The sequence below is a fragment of the Corynebacterium lipophiloflavum DSM 44291 genome (assembly GCF_000159635.1).
In the GTDB taxonomy this organism is placed as follows: domain Bacteria; phylum Actinomycetota; class Actinomycetes; order Mycobacteriales; family Mycobacteriaceae; genus Corynebacterium; species Corynebacterium lipophiloflavum.
On record NZ_GG667262.1, the window covers coordinates 1 to 214 of the forward strand.

At 62.1% G+C, this 214-nt stretch carries 1 protein-coding gene; it reads left to right on the forward strand.

The annotated features are described in order from the left end of the window. Positions 1-214: IS256 family transposase (locus HMPREF0298_RS11425; RefSeq protein WP_006841372.1), on the forward strand; the 214-nt coding region annotated here is incomplete at both ends.

Here is a 214-nt window from a genome sequence, read left to right on the forward strand (position 1 = left end):
GCACCCGCCCGTTGGATTCAGGCCCGTATTTCTATGTCTCGTGCGACGCGCTGACGATGAAAGTCCGCGAAGGCGGACGCGTGGTCAAAACCAGCGTGCTGTTGGCCACCGGCGTCAACAATGATGGCTACCGGGAACTGCTCGGCATGCACGTCGCCACCGCCGAGTCAGTCGCATCATGGACGGGATTCTTCCGCGACCTAAAAGCCCGCGG